A 25453-nucleotide genomic window follows, 5' to 3' on the forward strand; every position below is an offset into this window, starting at 1 on the left:
TATATTACCTTTGTTTGCAATACTGTGCGACTACGATATGTTAGAAGAATTACAGCGTCTACAAGCGCATGTTGGTGTTTTAAAAACACGACTCGCTGAATTTGAGTCTGAGAATCAGTCTTTATCAGATACTCAATCACGTTCAAATGAGCAACATAGTGCTCAAATTGATTTAAAAAATGGGATAATCTCTACAAAAGAAGAAGAGATTCATAGCCTTACAAATCAACTTAATTCATCACAATCACAATTAAAACAATTGAATGATGATGCAACGACACTTGCCGATCGTTATGGTCGTTTAGAAAAAAGTTGTACCGATCTGAAAAATCGTTTTCAAGAAATTCTTGCTGAGCGCAATGAATTACGTGTGATGAAAGAAAAGTTGCAAAATGAACAGCGTCATTCACATCAAGAAATTCAAGCATTGAAAAATGAGCGTGATCGTTTATTGCAAAAAAATGAACATGCAAAAGCAAAAGTTGAAGCCATTATTCAACGTCTGTCTATTTTAGGCACAGCGCAAGATCAACATGCACAAGAAATTCAGCAGCTTGCACACCCTGCTGAAGTGAATGAGGAAGCATAAATGAGCGAACAAATTCCTGTTGATATTAAAGTGCTAGGTCATAGCTTTCGTTTGGCAACCACTATCGATCAACAAGCAGATTTAGAACGTGCTGCTGAACTTTTAAATGAGAAATATAGCGATTTCCGTCGTAAAGCACCCCGTATGGAACCTAGCAAACTTACGATTATGGTTGCTTTGGAACTTATGCAAGAAGTACTAGCAATGAATAAATCTATTCAAGAATATGAACATTGTGAACGTTTACTTTCTACAATTTTAGAAGATGTAAAAGAATTTTCTTAATTGTCAGAAAATTTGCATAAAGACTATGCAATTGAAACGTCTGTTTACATCAATAAAGCCCGTTTAGTTTAATAAGCGGGCTTTATCCGTTATACTAAATGTACTCTGAGATGTTCGCCAGCGAGTCTATATCCCTGCCGATACTTATATCTTCGGATGTGTTCTGTGTATTTAGAGTGTATGTCTACCCTCGTGTAGAAAACCCAGCAAATATGCGTCGCGTCCACCTTGAACTCATCGGGTTCAGGGTAACGACATTGCAGCGGCATCGTCGGAGTGTTCTAAGTGATTGTTTTTTAACAGTCATGAACAAAATTTCAAAAATCCCCACCAAATCAATTTTCATTTTCTAGCGCTTTGTATACTCCATGTATACCAAAGATCTAATCACTTATGCAGCTAGTGCTGTTAGGAAATGAAAAATGTCAAACAAAAAAGTACTCATTACCCTTTCGTTCGTTAAGAATCTGATTAAACAGCTGAACGACCCACATGCAGATGAACAACTAAAAGAGTCAAAACAATATTGTTTTGATATTCCTCGTGGGAAACAGGTCTTCTTTCGTGATCTTAAACTCAGTGGCTTTGCAATTAGAGCTACTCGTCACTCTCTTGTATATACCGTTGAAAAGAAGATGCCTAATGGTGTTCCATGTCGTGTGACTATCGGAGATCACGGTGTATACACACCTGAGGTTGCACGGCAAAAAGCAACTGAATATCTTTTAAAAATGTCTGACGGAAAAAACCCTAATGATGAAAAAGAACAAAGACGTCAAAAAGCATCTCAAGAACGTGTAAACCACCAAAAAATTCCGACTGTGATTGATGCCTATAGGCACTATATCGAAGCTAAATCAGATTTAAAGCCTAATACAATTTCTGTATATGATAGAGATATGAACCTGTACTTAAAAGATTGGCATCATCTAAAAATTACAGAGATAACTATGGAAATGGTAGTTGGTAAGCATGCTGAAATATCACAAACCAATAAATCTCATGCCAACATCACCCTTAAGCTATTTTCTGCAATTTATAACTATCACCGAAAAAGATTGACTAATAATAATCAACCACTTATTACAGATTTTAGCCCCGTAAAAATTCTTTATGAGCATGATTTATTTAACAAATTAAAGCCTAGAAAAAATTATATCAACAGTGAACAACAAGCAGATTGGGTATCAGCGATTGTTCAAACCCAATGGCGAGGGAATGAAAAAGCGAATGAATATGGTTATCTAAACCAAGATTTCCTTTTGACATTTGTACTCACTGGTCTTAGGCGTAATGAGGTTGAGCAACTTTCGTGGACTAATATTGACTTGAAGTACGGGACTTTAAAAATTATTAATCCTAAAAATGGTGAAGACCTCCTTTTACCTTTAGGAGATACGTTACTGCATATTTTTAAACAACGAAAAAAATATTCGAATGGCTCTAAATATGTCTTCCCAGCAACGAATAACCAAAACCATATCAAAGATCGCAGGCATGTTCGCCACAAAATTACGGAAACCACAGGCATACCTTTCACCTTTCATGATTTAAGACGTACATTTACTTCTATTGCAAACCGTTGTGGTATTGGGATGTACACCGTTAAGGCTTTGATTAATCATTCTTATCAAGATGACTCAGATATTACAGCAGACTATACTCAAATTGATGCGAAAGACTTAAGAAATGCAATGAATAAGATTGAAAATCATATTCTTTCTAAAGGAGTTAAAAATATTATCCTCAATCGAGAATATTTAACAAAAAAGCCACATAGAATTTTTAAATAGCAGACTGAAATAAATTTTTTTGTTTACAAAGCTTTCAAAGATGGCGGGAGTTGAACCCGCTAAAGCTTAACTCTATCAAAATCTATCAAATATAATTGTTTGTATTTTCAATCATTTATATAATTTCATTTGATAGTTTTTGATAGGATTTAAAAAAAGTGTGGCAAAAAATGTGGCAATTATTTTTTACCCAATGTGAACCCAAATTTGATTTAGTGCATTGAATCATAAAACTATTATTGTCTAAATCCCCCCTAGGATAATGCAATGATAAAGACTCAGAGAACTAACTGTAGTAAGAGATTCTTTTCTTTGAGAATCGCTCAAGCTGCTTTAAGAAACCATCAAAGTAATCTTTGTCTTTTTCATCCGTTCTAAAACCAGCATATAAGGTACGACGTAAACCTTCTGGTGAGACACATTCGAGACGTCGGGAAGTGACCCAGCCTTTCATTTCATATTCATTCACTACCCAATCAGGTAGCGCTGCAATACCACGTCCGCTCGCCACAAGCTGAATCAGCATTTGTGTCAAGTCTGTGGTTCGAATATTTTTGGGTTGAATATTTGCAGGAATAAATAGCTTTGACATAATATCCAGACGATGTTTATCCACTGGATATGTAATCAGCGTTTCTTCCGCTAACTCTTGAACAGTAATGTGCTCTGCACGCACCAATGGATGTGTTGTCGATAATACAAGACGAGACTCATACTCAAATACCGGAAAATATTCAACACCTTTTAAAGTGATTGGATCTGCTGTAATCAGTAAGTCAAATTCCCCATTTTGCAATAACTCATGTGGATTCGCTTCAAATCCTGATGCGAAGTCTAAATCGACATCTGGATATTGGATACGATACTGATTCAATAGTGGCATGAGCCAATCGAAACAACTATGGCATTCTGATGAAAAAGTGATTCGACCAGTTTGTCCATGAATAATTCGCGTAATATCGCTTTGTGCAATTTGAACTTGAGGTAAAATCTCATCTGCTAGCTGTAGTAGTCTAAGCCCAATATTAGAAAAAGTAATGGGTCTCGTCTTACGGTTGACGACTTCAACTCCCATCCACTGATCAAGTTCACGTAGCTGATGAGATACTGCTGAAGGTGTAATACAGAGATCACTCGCTGCTGCGACTAAAGAGCCATGCTCTCTTAGAGCAAACAGCATTTTTAAATGTTTTAGTTCGATCATTTGGGGAGAAACTCAAAATCCATGTAAGGATATATTAAAATTTAGGCTTAAAAGCCCACATACAGTGGGCTTTTAAGCATTATTTGGTTTTTGCTTGTGATATTAAATTAATCCTTTCACAAGGAAGAAGCTTCCTACAATAACCAGTAAAACTGCAAAGCATTTCTTTAACATTGCTGGCGATAAAGCATGTGCTGCCTTCGCACCAAACTTAGCCGTAATGAAACTCATGATACTGATGCCTATGAAGGCATAAATATGAACATAACCGATGGTATTTGGCACATTGATTTCAGCATTCATACCAAAAATCATAAAACCTAATGCACCAGCAACTGCAATAGGGAGTCCACACGCCGCAGATGTTCCAACAGCCTTCTGCATGACTACACCATAACGATTCAGGTATGGAACCGTCAGACTTCCACCACCAATACCAAAGATTGCTGATGCAATCCCTATGACACTACCTGCGGCAACTTGTTGACCTGATGAGGGTAATGTTTTCGTTGGGTCAATTGCTTTTTTGGCACCTGTAAACATGGTATATGCAACCCAAATCAGGAATAAGCCAACAATGATTTGTAGATGTAATCCTGATATCAAACCAGCGATACCCGCCCCAAAAAAGCAACCTATCGCCATAGGTGGCGCTAGATTTTTAAAAACAGGCCAAATCACAACACCATTTTTATGATGCGCCATCAATGAGCTAATCGAGGTCACAACAATGGTTGCCAAAGATGTGCCTAATGCGAGGTGCATAACCACATCGGGGTCATAGCCCATTTGGGTAAAGACAATAAAAAGCAGTGGCACAATAATCGTACCACCACCGACACCAAACAGCCCCGCTGCAAAACCAGCAAAAGCCCCGATAACTAAAAAGGTTATAAGTTCCACAATAGACTAACTTTTAAAAAAATGAAGGAATTAAGGTATTGAGTTAAGCGTGTTCCAATTGACCCGCTTGATGGTAAGCACGGTTAAAATACACCAAGCTTTCCTCTTGATCACTTTGTCGAACTTTAAGAACACGGCACATGAAAATACTGTGTGTACCGACTTGTTGAATATTCTCAATCTGACAATCAAAACTGACTAAGGCATCTTCTAAAATCGGCGAGCCTGTTTCCAACGTACCCCATTCACCGAGTTTGAAACGATCTACTGAGCTGAACTTACTTGAAGCAAAAGCATTCGAAATTTGTTCATGCTGCGTGCTTAGTACGTTTACTGCCAAGACTTGATTCTCAACAAAATGTACATGAGAGCGAGAGGATTGATTCATACAGACTAATAATGTTGGCGGAGTATCCGTCACGCTACATACGGCAGATGCAGTAAAGCCATGCATCCCTGCCTCACCTGAGGTTGTAATCACATTCACCGCAGTCGTAAGTAAAGACATTGCATTTCTAAAGTCTGTTGCTTCAATCATCTCTTTCATCTCAAATATACATATCACGTACTCATACATAAGACAGAGCAAATGATCTTACGACTATTTGCTCTGCTTAACACAAGACTACGTTTGATTAAGCTTCTAACTCTTTACGAACAATGGCAGCTCCAGCACTTAAAGCCTCAAGCTTGCCACGTGCAACTTGACGAGATAGCGGTGTCATACCACAGTTGGTTGAAGGATACAGTTTATCTGCATCCACAAATTGCAATGCTTTACGTAAGGTATTTGCGACTTCTTCTGCAGTTTCAACTTGATTGGTTGCTACATCAATTGCACCAACCATGACTTTTTTGCCACGAATCAGTTCAATTAAATCCATCGGTACACGTGAGTTTTGGCACTCTAACGAAATGATATCTAGCTTTGACTTTTGTAATTTAGGGAAGGACTCTTCATACTGACGCCATTCATTACCCAATGTTTGTTTCCAATCCGTATTTGCCTTGATGCCGTAGCCATAGCAAATATGCACAGCTGTTTCACATTTGAGTCCTTCAAGCGCACGCTCTAATGTCGCAATACCCCAATCATTTACTTCATCAAAGAACACATTAAATGCAGGCTCATCAAACTGAATAATGTCGACACCTGCCGCTTCGAGCTCTAAAGCTTCTTGATTCAGAATTTTGGCAAATTCCCAAGCCAATTTTTCACGGCTCTTGTAGTGACCGTCAAAAAGTGTATCAATCATGGTCATCGGACCAGGCAACGCCCATTTAATCGGTTGATTGGTTTGGCTACGTAAGAATTTAGCATCGTCTACAAATACAGCTTTTTTACGTGATACTTCACCGACCACTGAAGGTACGCTTGCTTCATAACGGTTACGAATACGCATGGTTTCACGCTTTTCGAAATCCACACCTTCAAGATGTTCAATGAACGTGGTTACGAAGTGCTGACGGGTTTGTTCACCGTCACTTACGATATCAATACCAGCAGTGACTTGCTCATGTAATGATAATTTTAACGCATCACGTTTAGCTTCAAGAAGTTCTTCGCCTTCAAGTTTCCATGCTGACCATAATTTTTCAGGTTCAGCGAGCCATGACGGTTTCGGTAAGCTGCCTGCTGTTGATGTTGGTAATAAAATAGCCATGTCTAATCTTCTTTCTTTAAATTCGTCTATCAATGCAATGGATTAAGCCGCTTGGTCTTGCTGAGCATTTTCAATTTTAAAATTCGCAGCCCACTCGTCCAAAATGTCTTTATACGGTTTGATGAAGTTTTCTTCTGTCCACTTACCTTGTTTCACCGCCAATTCACCACGTTCAACACGGTCATAAACAATACGTGTCAGTGAGTAATCGCCATAGCTCAAGCTTGGTTGATATTCCACACCTGCCGGAGAGTTGGTATTGTAAATTTCAGGACGGTAGATTTTTTGGAAGCTTTCCATAGTCGCAATCGCACTGATCAATTCAAAATCAGTGTAGTCACGAAGTAGATCGCCTGCACAGTAGAAAGCTAATGGTGCATTCGCGCCTTGAGGCTTAAAGTAACGAACGCTTAAGCCCATTTTGGCAAAGTAGGCATCAGTACGTGAGTAATCATCATTGGTGTATTCGACACCGAGTACTGGATGCACGTTAGCTGTTTGGTAATAAGTTTTTGTTGTAGAAACACTTAAACAAATAACAGGATTGTTTCTAAATTCTGTTTTAAATACTTCAGAGTTCACTAGATGTAAATATAACTTGCCATGCAAGTCTCCAAAATCTTCAGGCATCTCATTAAACTTACAGCCTAATGCAGGAAGCACAACACTAAAGTCATAATCACGAACATAAGAAGAAAAACTGTTTCCGATCATGCCTTCAATGCGCTGATTGGTTTTATGATCAATGATGGTGCTTTTTAGTGTTTCAATAAATGGGAAGGTTTGACCGTTGCCCTCAATATCAATCTCTGCAGAAATAATATCGATCTCAAGTGAATAGCGATCGCCTTTTGGATTGTCGACTGTAGCCAAACTATTAAAACGATTGTTGATCATCGCAAGTGTACGACGCAGGTTTTCTTGGCGGCTTTCACCACGTGCCAAATTGGCAAAATTAGTGGTCTGACGTGTATTGCTTGCTGGCTCATAATTCTCATCAAAACGAATGCGCTTAATTGAACATTGGAATGCTGTGCTCATGGAGATTGCCACCTAAAAATTTTATAAAAAATCTAAATTTCTGAATGGCTTTATTTAAACGTGAATCATAAAATGAGTAAAACGATATAAATTCAGGATGAGATGAGTAAATCTCATGTTGGTGTTTTTTTAACATGCAATGGATGAGATCGCCTCATCAAATATCCATATTGAAAGATCAAGTGTTGGACACGTATTAAATAGAAATCGAATGCATCTGTATATCGATACAATGATGAACATTTAATGATGAGAAAACGAGTTGGGATAAGGTGTATCTGAGTTGTGGGCTTATTCATTTTAAAATATACGATTGAATAAGCCCGAAATTGAGCATCATGTGCAATAAAACAATCAGCTCATAATGTTTTCATTTTTTGTTTCACGAATACACATGAAAGCACATAGAGAAACACCTGCCGCGATAGATAAATAATATCCCACAGCATGCAAACCATAATTTTGAGCCAATTGAGTTGCAATCAAAGGGGCAAATGATGCGCCTAAAATACTACCAAAATTATAAGACAAGGCTGTTCCTGTATATCGAACTGAAACAGGGAAAATTTCAGACAAAATGGTCCCAAGTGGTCCATAAGTTAAGCCCATAATACTTAAACCAAGGCACAGGAACACCAATACTGATAATACGTTATCAGCAACAAAAAATGTTGAGAAGAACAATCCAAAGATCATGGTCAGAATACAAATGGCAATGGATGTTATTTTTCTACCAAACTTCTCAGCGGATAATGCAGAGATAGGAATACACAGACCAAAACACACTGTTGCAATCAGTTGGATTTTTAAAAAAGTATCTCGACTATACCCTAATGCGGTTGTCCCCCAATTCAATGCAAATATCGTCATCAAATAAAATACAACCAAGGTACATACTGTCGCCAACATACCCAATACCACTTTTCCAATATGTTTGGTGAGCACATCCTTCAAAGGTACTTTAACTGCTGATTGCTTGTTTAAAACATTTTGAAAAGCTGGAGATTCGTGTAGTTTTAATCGAATATATAAGCCAACGAATACTAGCAATGCACTTGCAATAAACGGAATTCGCCAGCCCCATTGCATAAAGGCTTCATCTGATAAAAATGCACCTAATAATAAAAATGAGCTTGCCGCAAGAATAAAACCAATTGGAGAACCGAGCTGTGGGAACATGCCATACCATGCACGTTTACCCTTTGGTGCATTTTCTGTGGCGAATAATACCGCACCACTCCACTCGCCACTCAAACCAAGCCCTTGCCCTAAACGACACAATGCTAACAAGATGGGTGCAGCCACACCAATTTGTGCATGGGTCGGTAATAGTCCGATGCAAACTGTAGAAATCCCCATTAATAGCAATGCAGAAACGAGTGTGGCTTTACGGCCAATTCGATCACCAAGATGTCCAAAAATAATAGCGCCAATTGGACGTGCGATAAATGCAATTGAAAAAGTGGCTAAAGATTGCAGTAATGCGGCACTACCACTACTTTCAGGGAAAAATAAATGCGGGAAAACCAGTACAGCAGCCGTGGCATAAATATAAAAGTCGAAAAATTCAATTGTTGTACCTACCAGACTCGCAAATAAAACACGTGTTTTAGAATTTGGATTGACCGTGGAGGTGTTGTGTTCTACATATTCCATGAAAGACCATCATCATTCGATAAAAAATCAAAAGATATAAATAAGTCGGCTCTCATTTATATTTGTACAAAAAAAATGATGACGGCTTAGATATACACTGAACAAAATATGTTTAGAACCCGATTCAATTTTTTTATGACTTTTAGCGAAATTTAAGTATTCAAATTAATGAGCTATTTTTAGCTTTTCCAAAGAAAAAATAGCTCAGCCTTCAATTTTAAAATTTGGCTTCATTCAATTGATTTGTTTAAGCTCTAATCATATTTCACCAGTGCAATTTATACCCACACCAATACATGAGTAAAACGATATTTCCTCACCAAAAGATGAATTTAATTCACAACTTACATCCTGAAGATCACTCATTTAAACATGAGCAAAAATCACCTTAACCATGAGATTAGATTGTTAAGATGTAGGGTTTAGATTTAAGCCCTATTTCCATGTCAAATAAACTTGAACGTCAAAAACTGACTCTCCCAGAAGGTCATGACAAACTCCTGCTTCACTCCTGCTGTGCGCCGTGCTCAGGTGAAGTGATGGAAACCTTGATTGAATCAGGTATCGACTTTTCAATCTTTTTCTATAACCCTAACATTCACCCGATAAAAGAATATGAAATTCGTAAGGAAGAAAATATTCGCTTTGCCGAAAAACATAATATCCCTTTTATCGACTGTGATTACGATACTGACAATTGGTTTGCACGTGCCAAAGGTATGGAAAATGAACCTGAGAAAGGCATCCGTTGTACCATGTGCTTTGATATGCGTTTTGAGCGTACAGCTTTATATGCAGCCGAAAATGGCTTCAGTCTAATAAGTAGCTCGCTTGGTATTTCCCGTTGGAAGAACATGCAGCAGATTAATGACTGTGGTCATCGTTCTGCTTCACATTACCCAGGCATTACCTATTGGGATTACAACTGGCGTAAAAATGGTGGTGCTGTTCGTATGCTCGAAATCAGCAAGAAGGAAGAGTTCTACCAACAAGAATATTGTGGCTGTGTCTATTCCTTGCGCGACACCAACCGTTGGCGTATGAGCCAAGGTCGTGAACGGATTAAATTAGGTGTGAAATTCTATTCGAATGCCATGGATGACGAGACTTAATACGCTAAAATAGCCAATCTATTTGGGTATCTCATCTTTGTAATTCAAAAGAGTTATACAGATCAAAACTCTCTAAGATTGGCTATTTAGCTTTCAATTTCATCATCAAATATACTGCGATCAAACGCCTTGAAACTTCATTTAATTACACTTTATCGCTTTATGATTGGCTTTGGTATTGGCTATCTATGCACTTATTTTTTTGCCCTCAATTTGATTCATTTATGCCAATCTTTTTTACCTAAAGCCGAATCTGTTTTGCTTGGCTCATTGGTCGCACTTATCTTTTATATCGCATTTGTCATTTTGATTTTTTGTATCAAGAACCTGAAATGGTTGTCTCTATTAAGCCTGATTGTACTCAGCATTTTATTTCTTACACACAAGTTTTTAGGATAATTCATGCTGAAATCGATTAGACAATCTACGGCAACTTTGCATTCTTGGCTAGGCTTAATTTTTGGTTGGTTGCTCTTTCTCATTTTTGTGATGGGATCATTGAGTTTGTATAAAACTGAAATCAATTACTGGATGCAACCTCAATTTGCAACTATGCAAACTAGCTCTAATGAGGCAGCTCAATCCGCTTTTGCCTATTTACAAACACATGCTCCCGATGCAAAAAGTTGGTTTATCCATGTTGCTCATGATAATGCACCTGTAAATCGTGTCTTTTGGCAAACGGCTGAAGGTGCTTTCGAAAATAGAATATTAAATGCTTCAACTGGCAGTGAATTACAGTTATTAAATACCCAAGGTGGTGATTTCTTTTATCGACTGCACTTTCAACTCTATGGCATGTCTTATATGACAGGACAGATCATCGTCACTTTTACTGCCTTTATTTTATTAATTTTATTGATTTCTGGTGTGATTACTCATAAAAAATTACTGATCGAATTTTTTACTTTACGTACTAATAAGGGACAACTCTCTTATCTTGACTATCATACTGTATCCGCTGTCACAGCGATGCCGTTTTTCTTTGTGACGGCATTTACAGGCTTGGCGATGTTCTTTTATGTACTCTTCCCTGCAAATTTAAAACTCAGCTATCCTGACAATCCTTTTCAGTATTTTGAAGAGATCCGTACAATACCTCAGCAGGATTTACTTTCAACTCCTGAAAAAGCAGAAATGCGCCCTATACAATACTTTTTAAAGCACACGACTCGACAATGGGGAGTTGCACCCTTAGATACAATTACAGTAAAAAGTCCAAATACATCATCGGCCCATATAACAATTAATAAAAAAGAAGATCGTACGATCACACGTAACCAAGATCAGTTTATTTTTAATGCACATACAGGTGAATTGCTTAAAAACAATCGAAATACAAGTGCATTAGCAACTTTGAATAATGGAATATATGGCTTACACATGGCACGTTATGCACAGCCGAGTTTACGATTCATCTTGTTTTTATCGGGCATACTCGGAGCAACAATGATTGCTTCAGGCTTATTTTTATGGAGCTTAAAAAGACAGATAAAAAATAAAAAACAAAGCTTTCATCTTGGTGCATATCTGGTCAACAGACTTAATATGACTGCAACTATAGGTCTTGGTATTGCCGTACTGAGTTATTTCTATATAAACCGCTTAGTGACAGCACCTTACAATTTACCCAATTATGAAATTACTACATTTTTCTCAGTGTGGTTCATTTGCTTTTTAATCGCTTGTTTAATGCCACAGCATCAACTTTGGAAAAGCTTACTCAAGGGCTTCATCATTCTCGCTCTTATACTACCTATCATAAACCTATGCTACTTATTCAATCATCATCTTATTTCTTCATTCTCATCGTATTGGATGTTCTTGAGAGTTGATCTACTCATTCTTCTGTTTGCTTTGTTGGCTATATTTTTACATCAAAAAATAGCACCAATTGCATCAAACCAAGTGACTCAAAATCAGTTTATAAACGGTATACGCTAAATGAAACTTATCATTGGTCTAGGCTTGATCATTTTAGCTATGCTGTTATTTTTTGCAGTGAGCTCAAAGCAGCGTATAAAAACACAACAAAGTCGCTTTGCTGTACTTAGTCAGTATCCCCAGATCTCTAGATTTCTAGGAATACTGCTTTTAGGATTATCCTTGTTTCCACTTTGCTCACATTATGGAAACAGTATTGGTTTTATTTCACTATATCTTTTGATCACGCCTATTCTTTTGATTTTGATATTCATTAAACGTAATTAATGTAATGAATTAAGCTTCTGTATACCAATTTTTCCAAGAACTAGTGCCACGTACTTCAAGTGGTACAGTTGGAATCAATTTTTCTTTTAGAACGTCAGTCTGTCCCACGGCTTTGGCAAGCCGGGCTTTCACAGAATGAATGCATTCTCGATCTCCAAATTCACAGCGGTCTAAGGTAGTCCCCCCACAAGGACCATTCGCCAATCCTTTTGGACAGGTTTCAGGACAGATATATAAAGTATCTCCTAGCCTGCATTGACCACAGCTTTCACAGCCCACAACGCCATGCTTAGAGATAAATTCAGTTTTCAGTAATGCTTTTGCAGCAGGTGTATGCTCCCAAAATGAGGCTTTAAAAATAAAGCGTCCGATACCCTTGGCAATTTTGGACTCAAACAATGCCTCATGCATGAAATGTAGTTGCTGATATTTAATCAACTGACTGGATGTCGGCTGACGGGAGTAATAAGGCAATTCTGGCATGAACTCTTTTCCAGTCTTCACTTGCCATAATGAATTCCAGAGAGCTTCAAGTGCATTCAAATCCAGATGCCGATATTGTTCTATATAGCTTTCCAAAAGCATCTGCTCTTCAGGCTTGTAACAGGCTGAAAGGTGAACTCCGGCAAACCCAAGATGTTTACACATCAGGATCTGTAAAGCACAGCGTAAATGAACCCGATCACTCAACCCATCCTGTTTTTCCTGAGCCAACACCCCTAACATATAGGGTGTAATCACAATACCAGCGACTTTATTTTTCACCATAAAATTGGCACGAGCAAAACTCAGCGGCATAACACAAGCAAGTATTTTTTGTTGGTAATGATGACGATTTAAAAAAGCCTTTACTTGTTTTAAAGCATCCATGTCATACCCTAATTGGGTAATAATAAAATCTGCGCCTGCCTTCATCTTTTTGTGTAGTTTTAGATATTGTGCGTCACGCTCAGCTTCAGCATATTTGAACGGGTTAAAGGCCACACCTAGATGAAATCCACCACGGCGCTTGGCTACCATCACGGCATTCACCGATTCTAGATATCGGGTACGTCCAGATTCATCCCCCCATAACTGTGCTCTTTGAGCTTATCGCCTGTCAGCAATAAAAGATTCTTAATATTGGCTGATTTGGCTTGATCTAAAAATAATTCAAAATCCTGAATATCTCGATCTTTCCCAGAAAAATGCAGAACTTTATCGCTCGATTTTGAATAATGCTGACTAGCCTCAAGCGGTGCCATATCATGGTCTGAATGGACACGGTCAGCAATTGCAATAAAAGCTGAGAAACCCGCAATATCTTGTGCTACATGTTGAGTTTTAGATGAAGTCAAATATTCAACTAAAATACAAAATTTATAATGTTCTAAGTGTTGAAAAAAATTAAGCATGTCCCTTGATTAACCAAATATCCTAAAGCTAAAACATTATTTAAAATTCAGGAAAGAACATGTCATTGTAGATAAATACAATTTGAATGTTCTCTCCTGTTCACATTCTTTATTTTCTTTTAGCTGAGCTGATTTTAATTTGACGCCTAAGCGTATTAATTTTTTGCTCAAGTAGCTGAATGATCAGATCAGAACCACTTACCCAGATATCATTTTCCTGAAACTTCACATCATCTTTTAGAGCCGTTTCTGATTGAGCACCATTTGTATTTTTTCTAGATATCTCGAAGCCTAGAATGCTATTTTCCTTAGAACGAATTACCTTTAACACACTAAAATCAATTGGGTTATTGGTATTTATCATTCGACATACTCGACCAATAAATTCTTTATCCTTTAACATCTTTACTCTCAAACCAACGGATAACTTACTTAAAACTTTTAAACATGCTGATTAATTTGAATATCTTGCAAAAGGATTAATTAAAGCATTTACAGTTATTACCAAGGCAATAATACGCATACTTTGACTGATCACTTTTACAAGACATCCATGATGAAATTAAGGCCAGAACTTTTTTGCGACCTTATTCATTAACTTGATTTTTTCCCACTGGGTATCATAGGAAATTTTGTTGCCCTCTTCAGTTGAAGCAAAACCGCTCTGTAAACACAGCCCTAATTGCTCAATGGGTAAAAATTGAGTTGCGTCATGGATACGCTGTGAAATGTCATCTTCACTTTCCACATACTCTTTTTTCGAAGAGACTAAGCCCAAAAATACTTCTGTTTGTGTGCCTTTGAGTAGCGCAATAGGTTCAAATCCACCTGCCCGATCTGTATCAAATTCCAATAAGTAACGATCGATATTGGTCAACTGTTTGAAAATATATGTAGAGATAAAGTGATAATCACCTTGATACAACCAGCTCGAACTAAAGTTGCCACGGTCAATATGCAACGATATAAATAAATCTTCTGGTTTATCTTTGAGTGCAAGATTGAGTATTTCTACACCTAGCATTGCTAAGTCATGATCTGACATACCAGAAGTGATTTCAGTTGCTCTATATTCTTCATCACTTAAATAGGCCCAAAACTCATCATTCAGTTGTAAATATCGACAACCTTCTTGGTAAAGCGCTTGAATTGCTTCTCGATAAGATTGCCCAATATCTGCAATATAGTCATTGATACGATCTGCATAGAACCGATTGTTTCTTAAGTGTGGAAAAAGCAACATAGTTGGACTTGGTATGCAATATTTAGCAGTTGCAAAACCTTCAATTGCTTTATGTAGATAACGATAATGAATCAGACTTGTGTGTTCTTCTGACCAAGCAATTTTCCCTGTGATACGGATGTCAATCGGTTTACTGATCGCATCTTTATATTTCAATCCATCACGTGTTTTGTAGCTTTCTATGCCTTGCAATTGCTCAAGAAAATCGAAATGCCACCAAGTACGGCGAAAATCACCATCTGTCATAACGGTACAATCTAGATCAAGCTGAATATCGATCAGATTGTCAATTTCTGCATCTTCAACCTGTCTTAATGTCTCTTCATAAATGACCCGATCAGCAAAGTCGTAACGTGCTTTTTTGAGTTCTAATGCTCTTAAAAAACTACCGATATGCTCTACCTTATTATTGGCATATTGGGTCTTCGCTTTAGGAGATGTATTACTTTGCATAGATAAACCAAATAAAAAATGACTTCTGAGAAGGTCACTTTATAAAATTAGAAGTATCGTTAATCGATATTTCTTTCAACGAAAAGAGAATGCTGTATCAGTATTTCAGTTTATGAATGAAAAACCAGACGACGAATCGTCTGGTTTTTCATGTGCACTACATTCAAAACGGGAGTATTGAAGGTATAACAACAAAACTTTACTGGTATTTGATTAGCTAAACTTAGATAGAATAAAACTATAAAAACAATAATAACAATGAATTATAACTGTTATTACATATGCTTTTACTGAAGGATTTTCACGCATAAATGAAGATCCCTCAGTTTCCAATACGAATTATTATTTCATCGCATAACGCAAGGTCACCCAAGCAGTACGACCATCTTGGTTGTAGCCTTGGGTTGTTTGATATTCTTTATCAAACATATTGGCTAATTTTGCTTGAACCGAAAGTTCTGGAGTAGCTTGATAAGTTAATCGTACATCAGCTGTTGCAAAAGAGCCCATATATGATTTGTTATCAGCACTATAACGCTTATCCTCTGCGTGTACAGCACCACCTACTATCCATTTATCAAAATTATAATCCGCACTTAAATTAAGTATTTGCTGAGGAATATTAGTGATTTGTTTACCTTTATTATCACCACTACGATTTTCAGGCTCTTGATAAGTGTAATTTATATTCCAATCGAATTGACCTATTGCCTGACCTAACTCTACCTCTATCCCTTTAATTAATGCCTTATCAACATTGATCGCTGGCCAACGTACAATCATTTGGTCAATATCATTACGGAAACCATTCAATGCCCAATTCACATTACCTATATTACCTTTAAAACCGAGTTCAATATTCTCTGATTCTTCTGGATTTAAATTAGGGTTGCCACCACCCCATTCATCTTGAGGGTAATACAACTCATTAAACGTAGGTGCTCGGAATGCTGTACCATAAGAGACATACGTCTTTAGAGCTTCATTGAACTGGTAACCAAGTGCTAGATTGCCTGTTGTATGATTTCCATATTGCTCGTTATCATCTAGACGCAATGCGGCCTCAATATCAAAATTATTAATATTTCCTAAATATTGAGCAAAATAACCAAAATTATCTCTACTTTTTTTGTCAAAAAGTGAAGGGCCATTAATTCCACTAATTTTATCTTTTAGATAATCAGTTCCTAAAATTAAATTATGGTTTTCATTAAATGCTAGTGTGTTCAACCATGAAATTGTTTCTTTTTGGGTTTCATAGACATTGTCTAAACCTGTTTTAATATATCCTTCCTGTTTATCTTGGGAATAACCAACCTTCAGTTTCGTGTTCCATAGATGGTTGGCTTGATAATTAAGGCCTACACCATATACAGATTCAATAAGTTTAGTATAAGGCTCTTGACCCCCGGTATTATCAATTTCCGTTTCACCTTCAATATGTAAGGCATTCATATCTACAGATAATTGATCGTTAAATTGATGTCCAGCATTTAAAGATACTGAATAATTTTCATAACCATCTTTATCTGTTTCTACTGGAGCGGCAGTTGCATCAAGGCCTTGGGTTTTCATTCCTGCAACACTTAAATTCGCCCAATTCTTATTATTTTTAATGTTCAGGCCAGCATTAGCCTTATAAGTTTCATGAGAACCGTATGTAAGCGACGCAAATGGCTTAATACCTTCTTGCGTACCTTTACGTGTAAATATTTGAATTACCCCACCAATAGCTTCAGAGCCGTATAAGCTTGAACGAGGACCTTTTACGACTTCAACTCGTTCAATTTGCTCAATAGGGAGAAATTCGAATGAAGATGAACCTGCAGTAGCTGCATTCCAACGCAGACCATCTACTAACACAAGCACATGTTTAGAATTTGTACCACGAATAGAAACACTTGTTACCTTACCTAGTCCCCCATTATTAGTGAATGTTACCCCTGGTACAGTACGTAATAAATCTTGTAGAGAGTTAAACTGCTTTCTTTCGATTTCTTCACGATCAATCACAGTAACGGCCGCTAAAGTATCGGCATTATTTTGCTCAACCAAGTTGGCAACGACATTGATTTTAGGAAGTTGGAAAACAGATTTTTCTGCTGCCATTGCCATAGACAATGGAGATAAGACTAACAAACCACCTAAAGCAGTTGTATACATTTGATTCATGATATACCCCAAAATTTCGCACCGCCCGTGCAAATATAAATGTGAAGCGCGCGGACGGATTTTGGGTAAGCAATACCAACTCAATATAATAGAAGTATGCGATCCCTTCTTTAACGCCCGCCGCATTAGTTAGGTTGTGCAGCAGGCCGGTCTCCGGACTTAAGGATGTTGCTATCCTATTCACCGTTGCGGGGGCAGTGTTAGCTTACACATACGTGTACTAACTTCCCAGTTTCACTTCTCTATAGAAGCACCTGAAGCAGGTACAGAGACTAAAACTAAGTCCTTGCTAAGTCAAACTGTTTCTGATTATTCGTATTACTCTCATAAAGCTAAATTTTCTAAGGAATATAGGAAGTAATAATATTTAAGGTCAACTTAACCTCCATATCTAATTAAAAGATGTCTACAGAATTGGTGGCTATTCATTCTAACCAAATCGAACCAAACACTATTATCAACATTGTCATAGCACTCACTTATTACTTTTACGAGAGCAAGTGGACCATCGCTTCTAATGAGTACAACATCCCCTACCTTGACATTCGTTTTAAATTTTTGTGGTTGTCCTCTATCATTAGGCCATTGATTTCCTAAACCTATAACACCACTTTCGAGAATAATTCTTTTTGCTTCACTACGGTTAACTGCTTCTTTATCACTAGGATGAATCTGCATATGCCAAAAATTCATATTTTCACTCTAATACTTATTTCTTTATTAAAAATTTAAAGCGCTTTATTGAGTAAGACATCATAAATAATATGCGCAAACTGCTTCATCTTCGCAGGATCACTCATAAGCTGTGTCATTTGCTCTATATGAGCTTCATTACTCTCTAACACGGCATCATCAAGCGCCGTATCAAACTCACCGAGCATCGCTTGTTCACGAGTATTATTGTGAATCTGCTTCATCATGCGTGAGTTTTCAGACATTTTATCTGCCACGGTATGCACATAGTTAATCATGTCTTGATCAGTTAGCTTATCTGTCACAAACAGCTCATTCACACGGCTTAAAATCACTGACAAAAAGTCTTCTTTCTTATCCTTAGCTTTCGCCGTCCCGACATCATTGGCAGGATCCAACTTATGCTCAGTGCTATTGGCTTTAAGCTGAATATCTTGCTGACGTAGCTTCGACAAGCGGTAATGACTCATTGCAACGTTACTGAGATCAATTTCGTCCTCATCCGCCACTTGCTCACGGAGCATTGGACGTAAGTTTCGAGCAAACAGGCTGAGTTTCTCTAAGTCTTTATCGTCATACTCAATAATTTGAGACATGAACTCATAGAAACGCGTAAAACTCCCTAAGTCTTTCTTGAAAATTTCCAAAGCATCACGAGCTTTCTTCGCTTCCGTAAATTCATTTTCAGCATTGGCAATGAGTACAGGCTCACCCGTTCGCTTGGTAATGTCTAACCGGTTCTTTGTGACATCGTAATCATTGACTGCTTCTTTATATCGCTGTTGCCAGCGTTGCATTGCAGGCTTACAAATGTTTGAGAGTGCTGCACTGGATTTATTTTTGCTATAGAAGGCATCAACAAACTGTTCTACTTCCGTCCACAGGAAAATACCTGAGGCTTTGAGCTTGGTACACAAATCATATATTTGATCTGGATTAGAGACATCTGCCAACTCCGCTGTCTGATAATACGGTTGGAATGCATCAAGAATGTCTTGTGGCTCATTGAAGAAATCCAGCACAAACGTACCTGATTCAGCTTTAGCAGGATAAGTACGGTTTAAGCGAGATAGAGTCTGTACGCATTCGACACCACCCAACTTTTTATCCACGTACATGGCACACAATTTCGGCTGGTCAAAGCCGGTCTGGAACTTATTCGCCACAATCATCACCTGAAAGTCATCGCTGTCGAATGCCTTACGCATCTCACGACCTTTCAAGTTTGGGTTCATATTGCTTTCAGTAAATTTCTGACCTAACAGATGGCTACTGTCTGCATCATTGGCATTAAATTCTACATCGCCTGAGAATGCCACCATGGCTTGAATGTTGGCATAGTTCTGTTCAGCAATGTATTTATCAAAGGCCTGTTTATAACGTACCGCTTCTTTACGAGAACTGGTCACCACCATGGCTTTGGCTTGTCCACCGAGTAAGCCCATAATATTCTTCTTGAAATGCTCAATGATGATATGCACTTTTTGCGAGATATTATGATCGTGTAAGCGTACCCACTGATTCAGCTTGGTCTTGGCTTTCTTGGCATCAACCGTTGCGTCTTTTTCTTCGATTTTCTGTTTGAGCTTATAGATGACTTTATAGTTAGTGTAGTTTTTCAATACATCTAAAATAAAGCCTTCTTCAATCGCCTGACGCATTGAGTAAACATGGTATGCCACAGGAATATTGGTTTTTGACGGCGGCATACTTGGATCAGGCAAGCGACCAAAAAGCTGTAGAGTTTTATCTTTAGGTGTTGCAGTAAAAGCATAGAAGCTTAAGTTGGCACTGCCCTTACGTGAAGCCATGACTGCATCAAGTACATCTTCAGAAGACAGCTGTTCATCTTCTTCACGTTCTTCAATCATCAAGGTTTCTTTAAGCTGACGCGCCGTAGAACCACTTTGTGATGAATGGGCTTCATCGGCAATCACGGCGTATTTACGCTCTTTGAGACTGGTGCTGTTTTCAATCGCACGGAGTACAAATGGGAAAGTCTGAATGGTCACAATGATAATCGGCTGTGCCATTTCCAAAGCTTTAGCCAATTTCTCCGATTTTGAGCCGTCACCTTCTTTATTGTTAATGCGTCCCACCACGCCATCGGCATGTTCAAATTGATAGATGGTATCTTGTAGCTGTGCATCTAAGATGGTGCGGTCAGTGACCACAATCACCGAATCAAACATCTTTTTATTGTTGGCATCGTACAAGCTTGAGAGTTGATGCGCCGTCCATGCAATGGAATTGGATTTACCTGAACCTGCACTGTGCTGAATCAAGTATTTCTGCCCTGTGCCCTCAGCCAGTGAATCCTGTACTAAGTTATTGACCACTTTCCACTGATGATAACGTGGGAAAATCAGACTTTCTTTCTTGTATTTCCGCCCTTCCCAATCTTCTTTTTCTTCAATTTGCAGATGGATAAAGTTACCGACAATATTCAATAAGCTATCCGGCGTTAAAACTTCATTCCATAAATAGCCTGTTGCATATTCATTTGGATTCTCTGGTACGTCATTGCCTGCGCCCTGATCCTTCGTTCCTTTGTTAAATGGTAAGAAGTAAGTGCTATCACCAGTGAGATGTGTCGCCATATAAACGTCATACTGACTTACGGCAAAGTGTACCAATGCGCCACGTTTAAACATTAAGAGTGGTTCAGGCTTATTGGTTTCAGGGTCTTTGGGCAAGCGCGTTTTGCGGTACTGTGTCATCGCATTTTGCACAGCTTGTTTAAACTCTGACTTCAGCTCCATGGTTGCCACTGGAAAGCCATTAATAAACAGCACAAGGTCAATACGCCATTTTTTGGCTTGTTTGCCTGTTGCCTCGAACTCTGCTTTATTAGCGTATGGGCTATAGACCAATTCAGGTACAACACGGCAAATATTTTGCTTATAGCGTGCATTCAGTTCAGGGTTTAAACCGTGTTCAGGTTTAAACTGACAAAATGAAAAACGCACCCCACGTGTACGGATACCATGACGTAATACACCTAATGTGCCATAGCTACGTGATTCAACATCAGTGGCGTTGATATTGGCTTTTTTAAGCTGTGCTTCGACCGTATCTAAAAAATGGCGTTCGGTGTCATTGGGGAAAATGCTTTTAAACTTCTGCCATTCCTTGTCTTGAGTCTTTTGCACAAAGTCTAGAATATCTTGGGTATAGAGGGCTTTTTCACGGTTATAGCCTGTACCTGAGCCAATCTGCCAACCATGCGACTGCATTTGGGCAATGATGTCGTTTTGAAATGCTGTTTCTTTGGTTACATCTGCACTCATACGCCAAGCTCCTTTTTAGCATCGTTATTTTTATTTGGGTTTTGCCAATGACGCACGTCTATTTTGCCTGTAACCGCAGAGGATATTAGGGCTGTACGGCGTTCTTGCATCAGTTGAATAGCGGATTCAGCATTTTCGATTAGTTTTTTATATTTACCTGAAACTTGCTCTACATAAATTAAAATTGCTGTTTGTTCTTTAATCGGAGGAACAGGTGTCCGCACTTTACCTAAAGTTTCAGTATTCAAATTATCCATTGTTGAACCTTTCGATTCTAAGGAAAGCTCTGAAACAAGACCGTCCGATGTAATTAACAAGTACGCATACTCAGGGAGTAATTTATCGTTTAGTTTCGCTTTTAGACTACCTGTACCACAAAGCCATCCTACATTTTCTTCTCTAACAATTGCACAACGACCAAGCTCACCTCGTCTAGCAAAAATAATGTCGCCAACTGCTAATTTATGTCTGCTTAATCTTTCTTGAGTTGTTTCATCTACTGTAATTTGACTATCAGGAACAAGTACACCATTTATCATGTGTGCTGGATTAATTAAAGGAATCCCATCTTCAATATAGTCCTCTGCATGTAATTGACTACCAAATGGACCTGTCTGAATATCTAGCATATTAAATTTTAACTGAGCCACAACCCAATGCTCAGGCACTTGCCCTAACCATTCCACACCTGAATCTTTCATCGTGACATTAGGATTTAAACCTTTGGTCACCGCATGGCTAATAACCGCTTGACGCTTTTCTTTTAGCAGTTCAATCAGCTTTTCTTGTTTAGCAATCAGGCTATCAATTTTTGTGGTTTCATGATCGAGGAAATTGGCGATTTGAGTTTGTTCACTTTTAGGCGGGACAAGTATAGGTAGGCGTCTAAAATCCTCAAATTTCATCGATTGGCGTAAACCACCGCCCATTCCATAAAATACTTTTGTTGTATCGTAAGAATGTAAAAGTCTATAAGCAAATTTAGGATCAATTTCTTTTAATGCAGACAATTTGAGATAGGCTGAAGTGATAATACCTTTTTGAGTTGCCAATCCTACACGCAGGCTTCTTTTATCATTTTGCAAATCGGTAAGGCGTAAAATAATATCACCACACTTTACGATCTGATAAGTATTAAATGATTCAGGTAATAAACCATGATTATTCTCTACATCTCGTTGAATGATTCGACCATAACTTAGCGATAAGACATTAGTTTCAATACCATCTACATTTTTTATCATTTCAGGTGTGAATAAAGCTAAAACAGGCTTAACTTCCCATGATTGGGGAACATCACCAACCCATTCCACACCTGAATCTTTATACTCAGCATATTTCTCATACTTCGCCATTACGAATGCACCTCTTGTAGAAGTGCCATAATTTCACGGCTTACCGCATCTAAATCCGTATCAATCTCGGCTAAATCACGTGGCGGTTCATATACATAAAAATGACGGTTAAACGGAATCTCATAACCCACTATGCCAATTTCGCCATCTTTATCATCACGCTTATCGGCATTAATCCACGCATCAGGCACATGTGGTTGAACCTCACGCTTAAAGTAAGACTCGATTAAATCGGTGGTGCTGACATTTGGATTAAGCGCAATGTTCTCAGCATCACGTAAATCACCATCTTGTACAAACTCGACCACTTTGCCGTTATACACAAACTGACCATACAAGGCATTTTCTGTGCCTTTAATGACCTTATTGATTACAGGTTCAGCATCGGCATTTTTCCACGTAATAGCATCAATGAATTGCTTCTTCTCTTTGGTCTCTAATTTAATGTTGGCATCTTTTAAAGCTTGTTTGAATACATCATCAAAGGCATTAAAGTCATCAAACTGCGCCGTGCCAATCTTGGCTTGTAGCGATTGGGCTTTAGTAAGTAAGTTACGTTGCTCTAACCAGAGTTTTGGCTCAAGTACGGTTTTAATGTCTTTTTCTTTGAGTTCGCTAAATTCAGCTTTAATCAGCGCACGAATCTCGGTTTCATATTCAGCTAAATCACCATAGCTGTCTGCCGTCCACGTTGCGCCGTACTGCTCGTATAGCTTTTGCATCACTGCATTAAATGGCTTCGGTGCAAAACGTAACGACTCGACAGCCTTATCACTCACTTGAGCAGATAAACGCAAAGGACGCTCAATGGTCACACGGCGATAGCCAAATTCATAACTATTAAAAATCTTGCTTGAGAAGGTTTTTGCAGATTCATTTTTAGGACTCGCAGATTGACGACCACGATTAGATTTTACATCGGCAGGTTTATCCAGTTCACGGGCATCGGTCACTTCAAAGTTTCCATAACAACGCGTAATCATCGCAATATCGTCTTCGCTCATTTCATTACGTTTTGAGCCAAGTGACTTACGCATTTTACTATACAGGTGAGTACCATCAATCAGTTGGACTTTGCCCTTACGCTCAGCATCTTTTTTATTACTGAGTACCCAAACATAGGTGGCAATGCCTGTGTTATAGAACATATCGGTAGGTAGCGCGATAATGGCTTCTAACAAGTCAGCTTCTAAGATATAACGGCGGATTTCACTTTCGCCACTACCTGCACTGCCCGTAAATAACGGTGAACCATTCAGGATGATACCAATACGACTACCTTGATCATGATTATCTGTATCACGCATCTTGCTAATGAGGTGCATTAGGAACAATAACGAACCATCAGAGACACGTGGCAAACCTGCACCAAAACGCCCTTCAAAGCCTTTTTGTTCATGCTCATCTTTAATATCAGATTCAATCTTCTTCCAATCCACACCAAAGGGTGGATTCGATAGCATGTAGTCAAATTTCTCATAGGCAAGTTGGTCATTGGAGAGCGTATTGCCTAATTTGATGTTGCGTACATCCTGACCTTTAATCAGCATATCTGCTTTACAAATGGCGTATGACTCAGGGTTTAACTCTTGACCAAAGACACGCATCACAGCATCAGGATTATGCTCACGGACATATTCTGAACCCGATGATAGGAAGCCGCCTGTACCTGCCGTTGGGTCATATACAGTACGAATAATGCCATCTTTGGTTAAGGCATCATCATCTTTACCAAACACCAAGCCTGTGGTTAAACGCACAATGTCACGTGGGGTAAAGTGTTCCCCTGCGGTTTCATTCGAACCTTCCGCAAAACGGCGAATCAGCTCTTCAAACACTAGCCCCATTTCATGGTTAGACACAGCGCCGTAGCTCAGGTCTGTCGCACCGAATTTCTGAACAACTTTATAAAGTAAATTGGCATCGTCCAATAAACCAATAAACTCCTCAAATTTAAAATGCTCAAAAATTTCACGTGCATCTGCTGAAAAACTTTGAATATAAGTATTAAGGTTTGAACGAATGTCTTTTTGACCAAGGCTGACTAAACTTAATTCTGAAGTGTTAAAAAACGATAAGCCATTGGTTGCTTTTAATAGCATCTTTTCTTTGGCTTCTTCTGGTAATGGCATGAGTTTAACTTTCTCATTGGCTGCCAATACATCTGCTTTACTTGCTTCTAATACACACTCTAAACGGCGCAACAAGGTGAACGGTAGAATTACACGCCCATATTGAGATTGTTTGAAGTCACCACGAAGTAAGTCAGCAACCGACCAAATGAAAGTTGCTACCTGTGAAAAATTATTATTTGTGATTGGATAAAATACCGCTTGCCAATAGGCAGAATACTAGAAATTTATAAGGTTGATTGTGCCTGATTTACAAGGCAATT

The 25453-nt window shown here is 38.3% G+C and carries 18 protein-coding genes, 1 other RNA gene, 1 pseudogene and 1 riboswitch; of the genes and pseudogenes, 6 read left to right on the top strand and 14 right to left on the bottom strand.

The features are described from left to right. Positions 1 to 37: 37 nt before the first annotated feature. The 4 genes from GTK57_RS01140 to GTK57_RS01155 all read left to right on the top strand — a co-directional run bounded on the left by GTK57_RS01140 (position 38) and on the right by GTK57_RS01155 (position 2667). A complete protein-coding gene (locus GTK57_RS01140) occupies positions 38 to 589 on the top strand; it encodes a hypothetical protein (RefSeq protein WP_163120902.1) in 552 nt (183 codons plus the stop codon). After that, entirely contained in the window at positions 590 to 874 is a 285-nt protein-coding gene (locus tag GTK57_RS01145; RefSeq protein ID WP_152874039.1) for a cell division protein ZapA, read from the top strand. 99 nt (positions 875 to 973) lie between these two features. After that, a non-coding RNA gene (gene ssrS, locus GTK57_RS01150) (6S RNA) lies at positions 974 to 1156 on the top strand. A 140-nt stretch (positions 1157 to 1296) separates the two neighbouring features. Then, positions 1297 to 2667, top strand: coding sequence for a tyrosine-type recombinase/integrase (locus GTK57_RS01155; RefSeq protein ID WP_163120903.1), 1371 nt, complete (start codon positions 1297 to 1299; stop codon positions 2665 to 2667). A 286-nt stretch (positions 2668 to 2953) separates the two neighbouring features. Here the strand turns inward: GTK57_RS01155 and GTK57_RS01160 are convergent, their stop codons facing one another. The 6 genes from GTK57_RS01160 to GTK57_RS01185 form a co-directional block, all read right to left on the bottom strand. Beyond that, positions 2954 to 3871 carry a LysR family transcriptional regulator gene (locus tag GTK57_RS01160; RefSeq protein ID WP_163120904.1) on the bottom strand — a complete coding sequence of 306 codons (918 nt, stop codon included), beginning with the start codon at positions 3869 to 3871 and terminating at the stop codon, positions 2954 to 2956. Between the two features lie 102 nt (positions 3872 to 3973). Continuing rightward, complete coding sequence (locus GTK57_RS01165; protein WP_163120905.1) at positions 3974 to 4774, bottom strand: sulfite exporter TauE/SafE family protein; 801 nt, start codon at positions 4772 to 4774, stop codon at positions 3974 to 3976. Positions 4775 to 4817: 43 nt separating this feature from the next. After that, positions 4818 to 5312, bottom strand: a complete 495-nt coding sequence (locus tag GTK57_RS01170; protein WP_163124527.1) for a flavin reductase — start codon at positions 5310 to 5312, stop codon at positions 4818 to 4820. A gap of 97 nt (positions 5313 to 5409) precedes the next feature. After that, on the bottom strand, positions 5410 to 6438 hold the full coding sequence (locus GTK57_RS01175) for a methionine synthase (protein ID WP_163120906.1): 1029 nt from the start codon (positions 6436 to 6438) through the stop codon (positions 5410 to 5412). 42 nt (positions 6439 to 6480) lie between these two features. Then, a complete protein-coding gene (locus GTK57_RS01180) occupies positions 6481 to 7479 on the bottom strand; it encodes a putative oxygenase MesX (protein ID WP_005267231.1) in 999 nt (332 codons plus the stop codon). A gap of 354 nt (positions 7480 to 7833) precedes the next feature. Then, complete coding sequence (locus tag GTK57_RS01185) at positions 7834 to 9135, bottom strand: MFS transporter (protein WP_067728744.1); 1302 nt, start codon at positions 9133 to 9135, stop codon at positions 7834 to 7836. 443 nt (positions 9136 to 9578) lie between these two features. Here GTK57_RS01185 and GTK57_RS01190 point away from each other — a divergent pair, with 443 nt between their 5' ends. Further along, positions 9579 to 10247: an epoxyqueuosine reductase QueH gene (locus GTK57_RS01190; RefSeq protein WP_075175394.1), complete on the top strand. Its 669-nt coding sequence runs from the start codon at positions 9579 to 9581 to the stop codon at positions 10245 to 10247. 402 nt (positions 10248 to 10649) lie between these two features. Then, positions 10650 to 12191, top strand: coding sequence for a PepSY-associated TM helix domain-containing protein (locus tag GTK57_RS01195; protein WP_075175392.1), 1542 nt, complete (start codon positions 10650 to 10652; stop codon positions 12189 to 12191). A gap of 276 nt (positions 12192 to 12467) precedes the next feature. Here the strand turns inward: GTK57_RS01195 and GTK57_RS01200 are convergent. From GTK57_RS01200 to GTK57_RS01235, 8 genes and pseudogenes are all read right to left on the bottom strand, one after another. Beyond that, positions 12468 to 13852 (bottom strand): annotated as a pseudogene (locus GTK57_RS01200) (methylenetetrahydrofolate reductase C-terminal domain-containing protein). Between the two features lie 109 nt (positions 13853 to 13961). Then, positions 13962 to 14255 carry a hypothetical protein gene (locus GTK57_RS01205; protein ID WP_163120907.1) on the bottom strand — a complete coding sequence of 98 codons (294 nt, stop codon included), beginning with the start codon at positions 14253 to 14255 and terminating at the stop codon, positions 13962 to 13964. A gap of 159 nt (positions 14256 to 14414) precedes the next feature. Beyond that, entirely contained in the window at positions 14415 to 15548 is a 1134-nt protein-coding gene (locus tag GTK57_RS01210) for a 5-methyltetrahydropteroyltriglutamate--homocysteine S-methyltransferase (RefSeq protein WP_163120908.1), read from the bottom strand. Positions 15549 to 15890: 342 nt separating this feature from the next. Continuing rightward, positions 15891 to 17720: a TonB-dependent receptor domain-containing protein gene (locus GTK57_RS01215; protein WP_163120909.1), complete on the bottom strand. Its 1830-nt coding sequence runs from the start codon at positions 17718 to 17720 to the stop codon at positions 15891 to 15893. A 127-nt stretch (positions 17721 to 17847) separates the two neighbouring features. Next, positions 17848 to 17993: riboswitch (cobalamin riboswitch) on the bottom strand. A 105-nt stretch (positions 17994 to 18098) separates the two neighbouring features. Then, positions 18099 to 18413 (bottom strand): hypothetical protein, encoded by a 315-nt coding sequence (locus GTK57_RS01220; RefSeq protein WP_194240559.1) that lies wholly within the window; start codon positions 18411 to 18413, stop codon positions 18099 to 18101. Between the two features lie 35 nt (positions 18414 to 18448). Beyond that, positions 18449 to 21703 (bottom strand): type I restriction endonuclease subunit R, encoded by a 3255-nt coding sequence (locus GTK57_RS01225; RefSeq protein ID WP_163120910.1) that lies wholly within the window; start codon positions 21701 to 21703, stop codon positions 18449 to 18451. Then, positions 21700 to 23058 (bottom strand): restriction endonuclease subunit S, encoded by a 1359-nt coding sequence (locus GTK57_RS01230; RefSeq protein WP_163120911.1) that lies wholly within the window; start codon positions 23056 to 23058, stop codon positions 21700 to 21702. The genes GTK57_RS01225 and GTK57_RS01230 overlap by 4 nt, the downstream gene beginning before the upstream one ends. Then, positions 23058 to 25376: a type I restriction-modification system subunit M gene (locus tag GTK57_RS01235; RefSeq protein ID WP_163124530.1), complete on the bottom strand. Its 2319-nt coding sequence runs from the start codon at positions 25374 to 25376 to the stop codon at positions 23058 to 23060. Before GTK57_RS01235 ends, GTK57_RS01230 begins: the two co-directional genes overlap by 1 nt. Positions 25377 to 25453 lie beyond the last annotated feature (77 nt).

Source organism: Acinetobacter portensis (assembly GCF_010646905.1).
Classification (GTDB): Bacteria; Pseudomonadota; Gammaproteobacteria; order Pseudomonadales; family Moraxellaceae; genus Acinetobacter; species Acinetobacter portensis.